This window comes from Citrobacter sp. BDA59-3 (assembly GCF_015167655.1).
GTDB classification, from domain to species: Bacteria; Pseudomonadota; Gammaproteobacteria; order Enterobacterales; family Enterobacteriaceae; genus Phytobacter; species Phytobacter diazotrophicus.
Genome location: NZ_CP063427.1, coordinates 1,167,422 through 1,181,168, shown reverse-complemented (window position 1 = coordinate 1,181,168; position 13,747 = coordinate 1,167,422). Strand labels below are relative to the sequence as shown.

The window sequence follows — 13,747 nt, the reverse complement described above, 5'->3', positions numbered from 1 at the left end:
ATGGCACTTCTTATAGAACCAGTGAAATTCTACGCTAGGTGAATCGCAAAGAGGAGCCACTATGAGCCAACTGAATCAATACGGACAACCCGTGGGCGATGCCCTTCCCGACTGGCAGCCCCGCCCTTTTCCTGAACGCGTGACGCTTGAAGGCCAGTATTGCCGCCTGGAGCCGCTGAGGGTCGAACACGCACCGGCACTGTTTGCCGCCCATCGTCTGGCCGGAGATGACCGAAGCTGGACCTGGCTGCTGCGTGAACCGGAAACCGATCCCGACGCCTTCACCGCATGGGTAACAAGCGTCTGTGAATTAAAGGATCCTATTCATTTCACGGTTATCGATAACCGCACGCAGTCGCCTGTCGGTACACTTTCGCTCATGCGTATTGACGCCGCCAATGGCGTCATTGAGGTGGGCAGCGTGCATTTCTCTCCTCTGCTTATGCGTACCCGCGCCTCTACGGAAGCGCAGTGGCTACTGATGCGATATGCCCTGGAGACGCTGGGGTATCGCCGCTACGAATGGAAATGTAATAGCCTGAACGAACCGTCCCGTCGTGCCGCACTTCGGTTGGGCTTTCAGTATGAAGGGCGATTTCGTCAGGCGCTGGTTCAGAAAGGACACAATCGGGATACCGACTGGTTTTCTGTTATTGACAGCGAATGGCCACGCCTGGATAAGGCGTTTCGACAGTGGCTTGCCGCCGGAAATTTCACTGCCGACGGCAAACAGTTGCAATCCCTTGAGAGCCTGCGTGATTAACGCTTTTTCTTTCTTCCCTGCACAGCTTTAAAACGCGGATTGGATTTGCAAATCACATACAAACGCCCCTTGCGCTTGACTATCTGGCAGTCAGGGTGGCGTTGTTTCGCACTGCGTAACGAGTTCAGTACCTGCATGCGTTAGCCTCTTTTTGTGCCAATAAAACGCCCATAGCGCTGCTGGAAACGCGCCGCGCTTCCCTCATTACCCACCACTTTCTGTTTACCGGTGTAATACGGATGGGAAACAGAAGAGACGTCAATAGTCACGTAAGGGTATGTCACCCCTTCCAGTTCAATCTCGCGATCGGTTTTGATCGTCGAACCGACTTTGAAATATTCGTTCGCGCTGGTGTCATGAAACACTACCGTACGGTAGTGCGGATGGATATCAGGTTTCATTTTGCTCTCTCACGTATTGTTATAACATAACAAAAGTCTAGCGAAATTCTTTTCCCTAAGCAACTCCTGCGCTAAATGCATTTTTCGCAAAAGCAACGAACCCTGCACAGTCATAAATTAGAAAAGAATGTTATTGGTTGATTTTTTTGCCTTAAGGCAAGCTGAGCCTAAATCACTTGTGAGGAAAGCATCATGATGCGCTGCTGTTGTGCCCAACCCCGGACTCTAAAAATGATCACCTGCGAACGACTATTCGGAGAACACAATGAACGCGACAACATTACCCATCCTCGATCTGGCCCGCTACTTCAACCCCGCTGAACGTGATGCCTTTCTCGATCAGCTGCGCACCAGCGCACGCGACATCGGCTTTTTTTATCTTATTAATCACGGTGTGAATGACGAGCTGCAGCGCGCCGTTCAACATGAAGCCCGCCGCTTTTTTGCCCTCAGCGATGAGCAAAAACAGCAGGTGGCGATGATTCACTCCCCCCATTTTCGCGGCTACAACCGTGCGGCATCGGAAATCACCCGTGGTAAACCGGACTGGCGAGAACAGTTCGATATCGGCGCGGAACGCCCGGAACTGCTGTTGAGCGACAGCGACCCGCGCTGGCGGCGCTTGCAGGGGCCGAACCTGTGGCCAGCGGAACAGCCAGAGCTGAAAACCACGCTGCTCGACTGGCAAAAGTCGATGACCGAGATGGCCATCGTGTTGCTGCGTGCCTTTGCCGAAGCGCTACGTCTGCCTGCTAATGCCTTCGACGCACTGTATGGCGACAAACCCAATGAACATATCAAGCTGATTCGCTATCCCGGCCAGGATAACACCCAGAGTAATCAGGGTGTCGGCGCGCACAAAGATTCCGGGTTTCTGAGTTTCCTGCTTCAGGACGAGCAAAAAGGATTGCAGGTCGAAGTCTCCCCCGATCACTGGATCGATGCCGTACCGCTGCCGGGTAGTTTTGTGGTCAATATCGGTGAGTTGCTGGAGCTGGCGACCAATGGCTATTTACGCGCCACGGTCCACCGTGTGGTATCGCCGCCCGCCGGACAAGATCGGCTGTCGATTGCCTTTTTCCTTGGCGCACAACTGGACGCCGTAGTTCCCGTTTACGCCCTGCCGGAAGCGCTGGCGCGTGAGGCGCAAGGGCCGGAAAGCGATCCACAAAACCCACTTTTACGCGATGTCGGCTGGAACTACCTGAAAGGGCGTTTACGTTCGCACCCGGATGTCGCCGAACGTTATTACCGCGATGTACTGCGTGAGCGCAGTGAACAATTGATCGTATAAACCATAACAACACAGGAAAAACATCATGAAATATGCCGCTTTTAAACTGGCAGGGGTAGCGTTGTCTCTTTCTCTGGCATGGGGTACTGCACAGGCAGAAGCACTGCGTATTGCAGCGGACCCGGTTCCACACGCGGAGATCCTGAACTATGTCAAAAAACTGGATCCGAAACTGGATATCAAAATCGTTGAGCTGACCAGTGGCGCAAATGCCAATGAATTGCTGGCGAGTGGTGATGTGGATGCCAACTATTTCCAGCATGTGCCTTACCTGAAAAGCCAGGAAAAAGCGCTGGGTAAAACCTTTGCCGTCGCCGCCACGGTACATATCGAACCACTGGGCATCTATTCGCACAAATACAAAGATTTTAAATCGGTACCGGATGGCGCCACCGTCGCGGTCCCGAACAATGTCACCAACCTGAGCCGTGCGCTGTTCCTGCTGCAAAGCCAGGGGTTAATCAAACTGGATGCGAAATTTACCGATCCGGCAAGCACGCTGGCCACACCAAAAGATATCGTTGAGAACCCGAAACACTTAAAGATCCTCGAAGTGGAATCCCCACAGATCCCGCGCTCGCTGGATGACGTCGCCCTGGCGGTGATCAACGGCAACTACGCGCTGGAAGCAGGTTTATCGCCCGCCAAAGATGCGCTGGGACTGGAGAGTGCGGAGCATAACCCGTACGCCAATATTCTGGTAACCAACCCGTCGCTGGCAAACGACCCACGCATCAAAGAACTGGCCAAAGATCTCACCTCCCCTCAAGTGGCAGAGTTCATTCGTAAAACCTACAACGGCTCGGTGATCCCGGTTGCCCCGCAGTCATGATTGATATTGAAGGGCTGAGTAAAACCTATGCCGGAACAGGCCGACCGGCGCTGAACAACGTGTCGCTGCATGTCCCCAAAGGGGCTATTTACGGCATCCTGGGCCGCAGCGGCGCGGGGAAAAGCACCTTAATCCGTTGCCTGAATCTGCTGGAGCGGCCCACTTCGGGCCGCATCATCATCAACGGCAGCGACATTACGCAGTTGGATAAAGCCGGTTTGCGCGAGCATCGGCTGCGCACCGGGATGATTTTCCAGCACTTCAATTTGCTGCACGCACGTACGGTGGCGGATAACGTCGCCGTTCCGCTGGAAATCGCCGGCGTGCCGAAACCGCTGCGCCATGCACGTGTGGAAGAGCTACTGCATCTGGTGGGCCTGAGCGATAAAGCCAATGCTTTTCCTTCGCAACTTTCTGGTGGGCAAAAGCAGCGTGTCGGTATCGCCCGGGCGCTGGCGGCAAGGCCGGATGTGCTGTTGTGCGATGAAGCCACCAGCGCGCTGGATCCGGAAACCACCGCGTCTGTCCTGGCGCTGCTGGCAGACATCAACCAGAAGCTGAATTTGACCATCGTGCTGATCACCCACGAACTGGATGTCGTAAAAACTCTGTGCGATCACGCGGCACTGCTGGAAAACGGCGAAGTACGAGAGAGTGGCAAAATCGCCGATCTGCTGGTTGCGCCCTGGTCCAAATTGCGCCATGCGCTATTGCACGATCCACAAGCTGAGCAGGATTTCCTTGCCCGCCACGGTTTTAACGGGAGGCCTTTATGCGGGGTAGCATGAGTTGGGAAGACCTCTGGCCGCTGCTGCTCAACGGCACGCTGGAGACGTTATACATGGTTGCTTTGGCGTCGCTGTTTACCGTGCTGATCGGCCTGCCGCTGGGCGTTATTCTGTTTCTTTCGCGCCGTGATGGCCTGTTCCCCTTACCACGTGTCAATGCGCTGCTGGGGGCCGTCGTCAATTTTGGTCGTTCGCTGCCATTCATCGTGTTGTTGATAGCGCTTATCCCCTTCACGCGCCTGCTAATCGGTACCACTCTTGGCAGCACCGCCGCGATAGTGCCTATCACCATTGGCGCGTTTCCCTTCTTCGCACGGCTGACGGAAAGCGCGCTGGATGAGGTGGATTACGGACGCATCGAAGCCATTTTGTCGATGGGGGGTAACGTCTGGCATGTGATTGCGAAAGCCCTGTTGCCCGAGGCACTGCCAACGCTGCTTGCGGGCATTACGCTCACCGTTGTGATGCTGATTGGCTTCTCATCTATGGCGGGCGTTATTGGCGGCGGTGGGCTGGGCGATCTCGCTATTCGTTATGGCTATCAGCGCTTTAACGATCAGGTGATGGTGGGTACCGTGGTGATTTTACTGGCAATGGTACAGGGGGTGCAGATGGCAGGCGATCGCCTGGTGCGCCGACTGGCGCACCGACGGTAAGTTATTCCACCGCGTCTTTGCCAACCAGCACGGTGGTCAGCAGGAAGGAGAGCACCAGCGCCATCGCCACCCCGGAGAGCGCAAAGACGAAGTACGGGCCGATATACGCCGGCAGGCTAAAAATGCTCGATAAAATATAACCATACAACCGCACGCCAAAGAAGGCGATAAACGCAGAGGCCAGGGAACTGGCCACCGTGGCGGCAATAAACGCTTTTTTGTAACGCGTCAGGACACCAAAGAGCGCGGGTTCCGTAATCCCCAACAACGCGGAGATCGCCGCTGACAAAGTCACCGTTCTCTCCTGACGGTTTTTACTTATCCGCCAGATGGAGAACGTCGAACCAGCAATCGCCATATTCGCCATAAACATCATTGGCATCAGCATGTCATAGCCATGCTCACTAAAGTTTTGCAGGGCGATGGGCGTCATGGCGTGATGCATGCCGGTGAGAATGGCTACCGGGCGAATGGCCCCCACAACCAGCCCGGCAAAACTGGCTGAAATACCAAAAAGTCCCTGAATAAAGAAAGCCAGCGCTTTCCCCAACCAGATCCCAATCGGCCCGATAATCACCAGCGCCGCCAGCGCCCCCAGGAACAAAGTCAGCGTAGGAGTAAAAACCGTTTTTAGTACGTCCGGCATTATCCTGTCCACCCAGCGATGGATATAGCTAAGCGCCAGAATAGAGAAAATGACCGGAATGACGCTTGAGGCGTAGTTAAACACTGAAACCGGTAGCGCGTTGAGCAGCCAGAAGGCACTCACCGCCCCTTCCTGATGCGCCGCCAGGGCTTTTGCGGCATCGATCAGCGACGGATACATCAGACAGGCTGCGACTGCCGCTGCCAGGTATTCATTGGTCTTGAAAATTTTTGCCGCCGAGACCGCCAGGAAAAACGGCAGGAAATAAAAGACACCGCTGGCGATCAAATCAATCACCACCACGGTGTCGCTTTTCGCCGACACCACTTTCAGGGCTATCAGCCCGGCCAGCAGACCTTTAATCATCCCGGCACCGGCAATCGCAGGCACGATAGGGCCAAAAACACCGGATACCGTATCCATAAACATCGAGACCAGGCTTTTACGCCCTTTGATATGCGTCTCGCCTTGCGGGGCTTTTCCCAGGACCGTCAGCATTTGCTCATACCAGCTATTAACCTTCGGCCCGATAACAATCTGGAACTGGTCGCTTTGCAGTTGTGCGCCCAGAACCCCCGGCAATGCCTTGATGGCGCCTTGATCAACTTTATTATCATCAACCAGATCAAAGCGTAAGCGTGTCATGCAGTGCCAGACATTGTTGATATTATCCTGCCCACCGACCAGACGGATAATATTGTTGATGGCTTCTTGCGTCCCCATAAATGCTCCTGCAGGAATATTGTCGTTTTAATATCTGTATCCAAGGGTAGAGAAAGAGAGAAAACTAAACAAACCAATAAAATTTGATGAGCATCACAAATTACCACTGCATAACAATTAAAAAGACATAAAAGCCATAATTGGTATGGTTTTTAATTAAAATCAAAAGGAATAACTGACCAAAAAATTTATATAAAAAACGGTTTACCTCAACGCAAAATTAAGGGGATGATAATACCTATTCCGGCCTATCACGTCGTTGTAAAGGAGTTTCCCAGTGACGCCAACCGTAATTAATAATATCGAATGTTTTATCACTCGCCCCGACAGACATAATCTGATTACCGTGCGGGTAATGACCGATAAAGGCATCACAGGCCACGGCTGCGCCACCTTTCAGCAACGTCCGCTGGCGGTCAAAACCATGGTCGATGAGTATCTAAAGCCTCTTCTGATCGGCCGTGACGCCAACCACATTGAAGACCTCTGGCAAATGATGAACGTCAATGCATACTGGCGAAACGGTCCGGTGATGAATAACGCGATTTCCGGCGTCGATATGGCGCTATGGGATATCAAAGGCCAGCTAGCCAGTATGCCGCTTTATCAACTGCTTGGCGGGCAATCCCGGGATGCCATCGCCGCTTACAGCCATGCCAGCGGTGAAACACTGGAGGAACTCTTTGCCAGCGTAGACCGCCTGCGCGAACAGGGTTATCGCCATATTCGCTGCCAGTTGGGTTTCTACGGCGGCACGCCAGCGCAGTTACATACGCCGGAAAACCCAACGCCCGGCGCCTGGTTCGATCAGCAAGAATACATGGACAACACCGTCGCCATGTTCAGGGCGCTGCGGGAAAAATACGGTTTTAGCCTGCATATTCTGCATGATGTGCACGAACGTCTTTTCCCCCAGCAGGCGATACAACTGGCAAAGCAGCTTGAGCCGTATCAGCCCTATTTCATTGAAGATATTTTACCGCCGCAGCAGAGCGCCTGGCTTGAACAGGTACGCCAGCATAGCTGCGTGCCGCTGGCGATGGGGGAGCTCTTTAATAATCCGGCCGAGTGGCACGATGTAATAGTGAACCGGCGCATAGACTTTATTCGCTGCCATATTTCGCAAATCGGCGGCATCACCCCGGCGTTAAAACTGGCCATACTGTGTCAGGCCTTTGGCGTACGCCTCGCCTGGCATGGTCCGGGCGATATGTCACCCATTGGCGTTGCGGTGAATACGCACCTCAATATTCATCTGCATAACGCGGCCATACAGGAGTACATTCCACGCTCCGTACAAACCGACAATGTCTTCCCCGGCGCTCCGGTGGTGAAAGACGGTTTTGTCTATGCCCCGCAAACGCCGGGTATTGGCGTGACCTTTAATGAAGAGGAAGGTCTGCGTTACCCGGTGGTGTACCGCCCGCATGAATGGACGCAAAGTCGCCTGCCGGATGGCGCAATCCACACACCCTAAATCAGGTGTCGCCTTTACGGAAGGCAAGGTTCGCCCGGTTATGCGGGATCACATAGGTGCAGGTGTAGTTGATGTCGATAATATCGCTAATTTCATACACCCTGCCGCCGTCCAGGATCCCGCGATTACTGATATGCATCGCCGGGCTGCCTTTCTTGCAACCCAGCAGCGCCGCCTGTTCACGACTCACATTAACCGCACGGTAGGTCGTCAGCATATGGGAGATTTGATACCCCTTGCCTAAAACATACTGTTGCAGTGAGCTCTCAATGATCTGTTGATTCAGATCGGCAAAATCAGCAGCAGGCATACGGGAGATTTCAATTTGTACGGCCTCTTCATCCACAAAGCGCAGTCGACAAAATTGCCAGATAAAGCTCTCATCCGTCAGCCCAAAGATCTGCTGCTCATCGCGATCGGGACGTTTCTTATGCAAACTAATCAGCCGAAAACGGATCTGATCGAAACGCTTTTCAGTGATGGAGTTGTAGACCAGTGGGTTATTACGCGCCTGCTCGTTAATCCAGATCCCGGAACCTTGTACGATCCGCACGACGCCAATACTTGCCAGCTTTTCGACCGCCTGGCGGATGGTAAAACGTGAGACGCCATACTCTTCGGCTAGCTGCCTTTCAGGGGGAAGTTTGCGTGGGCCGGCGTCGTTATTTTGATAAATTTTACTTAAGAGATCCTGCGTCACAAATTCTTTTTTCTTCATCCCTGCAATTCCTGAAAGAAATCACTCGTTGACGCGTGTTATAACACTTGCTGGTCTTAAATACGCTTGTTTCTCAGTATCAAACAGGGATTTTTGGTCATGACAAACCGACGATTAGTTAGCCTTATAACAGGCGTACTGCTGTTCGCCGTTCTCTTGCCGGTGGCTTTAAGCGTCTGGCTGGCGCATCGCCAGGCTGAAGAGTCGTTTATGAACGAACTCAATACTTTCTCCGCATTGGTAAAAATGCGTGCTGACCGCGTGGTTAGCCAGGGGAAAACGGCCTTGCGTCAACTGGAAACTTACGATGGTATTTCGTGTAGTCAGGATCATCTGCTGGCCATGCGACGTATCTCTTATACATTTCGTTATGTCCAGGAGGTCATCTACCTCGAAGGCACAATCCCGCTTTGTTCTTCACTGGAGAGAAACAGCAGCAGCGCTCCCTTTCCTGCGCCGCAAAGGGTAACTAAAGATGGTTTTCGTGCCTGGCTGACCAGCCATAACGATTTGGGACTGACACGTGCAATGGTCGGCCTTGGCACTCGTCGCTACATTGTTATTACCGATCCACTCTCCTTTATTGATGTGCTTTCATATGGCCCGTGGCCTATCAATACTGCGCTGGTCGGGACGAACAGCGGACGGGTGATAGCCAGCAACCGCACGCTGGATCCAGAGATGCTAAAGCAGATTGACCTCAATACCCCCACCCAAAGGCTTATCGGCGGCGAAGCGTGGAATACGTTACAGGTGCCCGAACTGGGGGTGACCATCATCACCTGGGCATCGCTGACGCCGCTTAAAGAGAGCTGGCATCGGTTATTGGTAATTTGGGTGCCTGTTGGCCTGCTGCTGAGCCTGGTGCTGGCCTTCTTTTTATTGCGCATGCTGCGTCGCCTGCAATCACCGCAACACCGTATGCAGGACGCCATTCGCGCACGGGAAATTGAGATGTTCTACCAGCCAATTGTGACGCTGGCAGACGGGAAGATTGTCGGTGCGGAAGCGCTGGCCCGCTGGCGACAGTCGGATGGCAGTTACCTCGCGCCGGACACCTTTATTCCGCTGGCGGAACAAACGGGGCTGATGCCACAACTGACAAAAGTGATTATCGAAAAAGTGTTTGAGGACATGGGGCCCTGGCTACAGAAGAATCCGGATCTGCATGTCTCCATTAACCTTGAGCCCTCCGATCTCTTAACCCTGACGCTTCCGGCACAGTTACAGCAACGGGTTAATGACTGGCAAATTTCGCCGTCACAAATCGCGCTGGAAGTGACCGAACATGGTTTTGCCGATCCCACAACCTGCATGCCCACTATCACAGCATTACGTGCGGCCGGACACGCCATCTATATAGACGATTTTGGTACGGGTTACTCCAGCCTCAGTTATCTGCAAAATCTGGATGTTGACATTATCAAAATCGACAAATCCTTTGTGGATGCGCTGGAATACAAAAACATGACCACCCATATCATCGAAATGGCCAAAGCGCTAAAGCTGGCGATGGTGGCCGAAGGTATCGAGACCGAAGGCCAGCTCAAATGGCTTAGCGAACATGGCGTGCAGTATGGCCAGGGCTGGCTATACAGCAAAGCGCTGCCGAAAGACGCGTTTCTGTGCTGGGCAGAAAGCAATCGGAGTATCTCCTGAGTTTGTTACCTGTTAAAACGGGTTTACTCGTGGAGATAGCGCAATGAAAAGCCATTCTTACCGCTGCATGATGTGCGCCACTGGCTGAAATACAGTCCGGTGGTGCGCATCCGCAGCGCGGAAAGAGCATCATGACACTGGGCTGGCAAAGTACAGGGTCTCAGACGCCTTCAGCCGATATACCACAAGCCCTGCATTACGCCAGAGGGGACGGTTAGAGAAGTGTCCTGAGGATCATTCGTCCAGCAATGGGACAAAGCCGCCATAAATCATACGTTTGCTATCGAAAGGCGTTTGGTCTCCCAGCTCACGCATGCGGGGATCGGCCATCATTTTTTGATTGGCGGCATCACGCACCTCTTTAGAGGGATATTCAATCCAGCTAAAAACCACCTCTTCATGATCTTCTGCTTTTACCGCCCGACGAAAGTCGGTGAAATTTCCAGCCGGAACGTCGTCGGCCCAACACTCCACAATCCGCGTTGCGCCAAACGCTTTAAACAGCGGGGCGGCCCTGGCCGCGAGTTGCAAATAAGCGTCTTTCTTATCTGCCGGAACCGCCACCACGAACCCATCGACATACTTCATGAGTGAGCCTCCGAAGTGAACCGCGCAGCGGGACGATTCCCGCTGCGTCTGGCTGACTAAGTTTAGCCCTGAGACCAGCAGAAGGTGTAGCGCACGACATCGTCGCTGAGGATAAATTCCGGGGACACACTCGGACTCCAGGAGTCGTCGCCACCGAGCCCCATGTGAAAGGCATCCAGTTGCAGCCAGCATCCGGCCTCTTCGCGCAGCAAATGGCGGTGAGAGGTTTCCCTTAATTGCTGCTGGCTGTAGCGACTCAGGGAAAAGTGGAACTGCCCGTTCAGACGATGCGCACCATAATTCACCTCGCGCGTGTCGCAACGCAGGCCATTTTCGGTCGGGAAAATATAGTCCGTATGCAATTGCGCGAGCGGTAATCTCCAACGTCCCTGCCGCGCGGCCAGCTTGCGATCCGGGTAGTTTTCATGCGGCCCAAGTCCCCGCCAACTGACCTGCTCTGCAACCTCAGCAAGCTGACACTGCAAGCCGATACGCGCAGGCGGCGGCACTTCCAGATTGCGTTGCACCTGAACATCGCCATGCAGAACGCCATCGCCAGCCACTCGCCAGGTTTTTTCACTGATAAACAGCGTCTGCCCGTTGTACTGCCAGGCATGGCGCGTGGCGATGACCACATCGGTGGCATTTTCCAGCGCCTCGCACTGCAACAATACTGGCGTCAGGTCATACATTCCTGCCGCTTTCCAGCGCTCCACCCACGCATTGGGATCGATACGCGTGGCCTCGCTGACGCCGATATCGTTGTCCAGCGGAGCGCGGGTAAAGTTATCAAGTACTGGCGCAAGGAGCGTCGGTTGACCATCACGCCACCACTGCGTCAGATGGCCGCTCGTCCGGCTGAACTGCCAGCGATGCCCGCCCTGCTCAATCACGAAATGTGCAGTGTCAGTCTGTAACGCGGGCCGCGGTTGTGCGGCTTTTTCTCTTGGTAATGCGAGCGCTGTCGGCAGTTGCCACTGATCCCAGGCGCAGCGGTGCTGCGCGGGTGACCAGCTTGTCGCATCACGCTGATAGATATCCACATTCAGCCAGACGTCCCCCGGTTGCGCGGCCAAAGGCGGGCAGTTAAGTTCAATACGCTGGGTTTCCTGCGGGGCAATCGACAGCACCACCTCCCCTTGCGCCAGCACCTCGCCATCACGGGTAACAGACCATCGCAGAACTTCGTTATCCGTCGAACGGAATAAATACTCGCTCGTTACCTCGATTGCCAGCGGTGAGGTACTGACCCGTTGGAACTGGAAAAACTGCTGGGCGCGTTGCGCTTCATAGAGCGCCGGGTGCGGGGTTCTGTCCGGGAAGACCAGCCCGTTCATGCAGAACTGTCGGTCGTTCGGCGTATCGCCGAAATCACCGCCATAGGCCCAGAATGGCTCACCGTTTTCATCGAGTCTGGTCAGCGCCTGGTCAACCCAGTCCCAGACAAACCCGCCCTGCAGGCGGGGATAAGCACGGAAAGCCTGCCAGTATTTGGCAAACCCGCCAAAGCTGTTGCCCATGGCATGCGCATATTCACAAAGGATCAGCGGACGGGTTTCATCCGGCATTCCGACCCATTTTTTTATCGACCATTTCGGCACCGCCGGGAACGGTTGATCCTGATCGACGCGGGCATACATCGGGCAGACGATATCTGTTGCCGCAGTATTGGCACCACCGCCTTCGTACTGTACCGGACGTGTTGGATCGGTGGTTTTCACCCAACGATAGAGCGCGTCATGCGACGCGCCATGACCGGATTCATTTCCCAGCGACCAGATAATGATCGACGGATGGTTACGATCGCGCTGCACCATGCGGGTAACACGCTCGCTCATCGCCGGTAGCCATTGCGGATCATCCGCCAGACGGCTCATCGGTACCATGCCGTGCGTTTCAATGTTTGCTTCATCTACCACATAGAGCCCGTACTGATCGCACAGGCGATACCACAGCGGGTGGTTGGGGTAATGTGAACAGCGTACGGCATTGAAATTGTGCTGCTTCATCAGTTCGATATCGCGGCGCATCGTGGCTTCATCGATCGCCTGACCGTTTTCCGGATGGTGTTCATGGCGGTTGACGCCACGGATCAGCAGCGGCTGCCCGTTCAGTTTCAGCAACCCTTCGCTGATCTCAACATGGCGGAAGCCCACATCGCACGCTTCCACTTCCAGCAGATGGTTTTCACCGTCATACAGCGCCATCGTCAAACGATACAACTCAGGCGTTTCCGCGCTCCACAGTAGTGGTCGCTCAACGGGCATCGTCACGCTTATGCGCTCGGCCCAGGCTCCGCGCTCATCCACCACTGCGCTACCCGGTCTCTGGCTGGCCTCAGCGATTTTCTCATCCCCTCGCCACAAGGCGACGACCACCTGGCAGCCCGCAAACTCCCCGGCGAGCGTTATCTCCGTTTGCAATTGCGCGTGGGTAAATTCCGCATTCAGTTGGATGGTGTAGTGATAATTGGCAATGCGGGTATGGGGTTTATGTTGCAGGGAGACATCACGGAAAATGCCGCTCATGCGCCACATATCCTGGTCTTCAAGGTAACTGCCATCGCACCAGCGCAGCACCATAACCGCCAGACGGTTTTCCCCGGCCACCAGCACGTTGCTGAGATCAAATTCCGCAGGCAGGCGGCTATCCTGGGAATAGCCGACCCACTGGCCATTACACCAGAGATAAAACGCGGAGTTGACCCCATCAAAAACAACATGCGTTTGCCCGTTCGCCAGCCACTGTTCTTCGACATCAAATGTGAGCGAGTAACAACCGGTCGGATTGTCCTGTGGTACAAACGGTGGATTCACCGCGATGGGATAGGTCACGTTGGTGTAAATGGGGGTATCAAAGCCCTGCATCTGCCAGTTCGACGGCACCGGCATCCGCACCGCATCGGTGAGATCGGCCGTGATCCAGCTTTCCGGTACAGATTCGGGTGATGAAAAGAAATTAAACTGCCAGTCGCCGTTAAGTAAACGACGGGTTGACGGCACTTCATCACGAAGCGCTTCGCCCACATCCCGCCAGCTTGACATTGGCGCGTGCGCCGGTAAACGGTGCCAGTGCGTGATGACCGGGTTTTCCCAGTCCCGACGAGCGAATAACGAACTTAACGCGGAAACAGACATATTGACCTCATTTTGCGAAGCGCTCACAATTTTATGCACAATGCACCGAATCAGCGCTAACGTAA

At 54.2% G+C, this 13,747-nt stretch carries 13 protein-coding genes; 7 read left to right on the top strand and 6 right to left on the bottom strand.

What is annotated here, in order from left to right; all coding sequences use genetic code 11:
* Positions 1-61 precede the first annotated feature (61 nt).
* Entirely contained in the window at positions 62-763 is a 702-nt protein-coding gene (locus IP582_RS05460) for a GNAT family N-acetyltransferase (protein ID WP_041852469.1), read from the top strand.
* Here the strand turns inward: IP582_RS05460 and ykgO are convergent.
* Together ykgO and IP582_RS05450 are read right to left on the bottom strand one after the other, a co-directional pair.
* Positions 760-900, bottom strand: coding sequence for a type B 50S ribosomal protein L36 (gene ykgO, locus IP582_RS05455; RefSeq protein ID WP_006818844.1), 141 nt, complete (start codon positions 898-900; stop codon positions 760-762). The two genes, IP582_RS05460 and ykgO, sit on opposite strands and share 4 nt — an antisense overlap.
* Positions 901-903: 3 nt before the next feature.
* Positions 904-1,164, bottom strand: a complete 261-nt coding sequence (locus IP582_RS05450) for a type B 50S ribosomal protein L31 (protein WP_041852470.1) — start codon at positions 1,162-1,164, stop codon at positions 904-906.
* Between the two features lie 265 nt (positions 1,165-1,429).
* On the opposite strand from IP582_RS05450, the gene IP582_RS05445 reads away from it, so the two are divergent.
* Genes IP582_RS05445 through IP582_RS05430 form a run of 4 tightly spaced genes read left to right on the top strand, consistent with a single transcriptional unit; the run spans position 1,430 to position 4,734 of the window.
* Complete coding sequence (locus IP582_RS05445; protein ID WP_071195819.1) at positions 1,430-2,458, top strand: isopenicillin N synthase family oxygenase; 1,029 nt, start codon at positions 1,430-1,432, stop codon at positions 2,456-2,458.
* 25 nt (positions 2,459-2,483) lie between these two features.
* Positions 2,484-3,290 (top strand): MetQ/NlpA family ABC transporter substrate-binding protein, encoded by an 807-nt coding sequence (locus IP582_RS05440; RefSeq protein WP_041852472.1) that lies wholly within the window; start codon positions 2,484-2,486, stop codon positions 3,288-3,290.
* On the top strand, positions 3,287-4,078 hold the full coding sequence (locus IP582_RS05435) for a methionine ABC transporter ATP-binding protein (RefSeq protein ID WP_193795304.1): 792 nt from the start codon (positions 3,287-3,289) through the stop codon (positions 4,076-4,078). Before IP582_RS05440 ends, IP582_RS05435 begins: the two co-directional genes overlap by 4 nt.
* Positions 4,075-4,734 (top strand): methionine ABC transporter permease, encoded by a 660-nt coding sequence (locus IP582_RS05430; protein ID WP_162303311.1) that lies wholly within the window; start codon positions 4,075-4,077, stop codon positions 4,732-4,734. Before IP582_RS05435 ends, IP582_RS05430 begins: the two co-directional genes overlap by 4 nt.
* 1 nt (position 4,735) lies before the next feature.
* Here the strand turns inward: IP582_RS05430 and IP582_RS05425 are convergent, their stop codons facing one another.
* The gene (locus tag IP582_RS05425; protein WP_193795303.1) at positions 4,736-6,103 is read right to left on the bottom strand and encodes a PTS transporter subunit EIIC; all 1,368 of its coding nucleotides are present in this window, start codon (positions 6,101-6,103) and stop codon (positions 4,736-4,738) included.
* Between the two features lie 277 nt (positions 6,104-6,380).
* Between IP582_RS05425 and IP582_RS05420 the strand changes: the two genes are divergently transcribed.
* Positions 6,381-7,580 (top strand): enolase C-terminal domain-like protein, encoded by a 1,200-nt coding sequence (locus IP582_RS05420; RefSeq protein ID WP_193795302.1) that lies wholly within the window; start codon positions 6,381-6,383, stop codon positions 7,578-7,580.
* Between the two features lies 1 nt (position 7,581).
* Here the strand turns inward: IP582_RS05420 and IP582_RS05415 are convergent, their stop codons facing one another.
* The gene (locus IP582_RS05415; RefSeq protein ID WP_193795301.1) at positions 7,582-8,298 is read right to left on the bottom strand and encodes a GntR family transcriptional regulator; all 717 of its coding nucleotides are present in this window, start codon (positions 8,296-8,298) and stop codon (positions 7,582-7,584) included.
* A gap of 99 nt (positions 8,299-8,397) precedes the next feature.
* On the opposite strand from IP582_RS05415, the gene IP582_RS05410 reads away from it, so the two are divergent.
* Entirely contained in the window at positions 8,398-9,957 is a 1,560-nt protein-coding gene (locus IP582_RS05410; protein WP_193795300.1) for an EAL domain-containing protein, read from the top strand.
* Between the two features lie 234 nt (positions 9,958-10,191).
* On the opposite strand, the gene IP582_RS05405 is transcribed toward IP582_RS05410, so the two are convergent.
* Both IP582_RS05405 and IP582_RS05400 read right to left on the bottom strand, forming a co-directional pair.
* Positions 10,192-10,545 (bottom strand): DUF1428 domain-containing protein, encoded by a 354-nt coding sequence (locus IP582_RS05405; RefSeq protein WP_193795299.1) that lies wholly within the window; start codon positions 10,543-10,545, stop codon positions 10,192-10,194.
* Between the two features lie 62 nt (positions 10,546-10,607).
* Positions 10,608-13,682: a beta-galactosidase gene (locus tag IP582_RS05400; RefSeq protein WP_193795298.1), complete on the bottom strand. Its 3,075-nt coding sequence runs from the start codon at positions 13,680-13,682 to the stop codon at positions 10,608-10,610.
* Positions 13,683-13,747 lie beyond the last annotated feature (65 nt).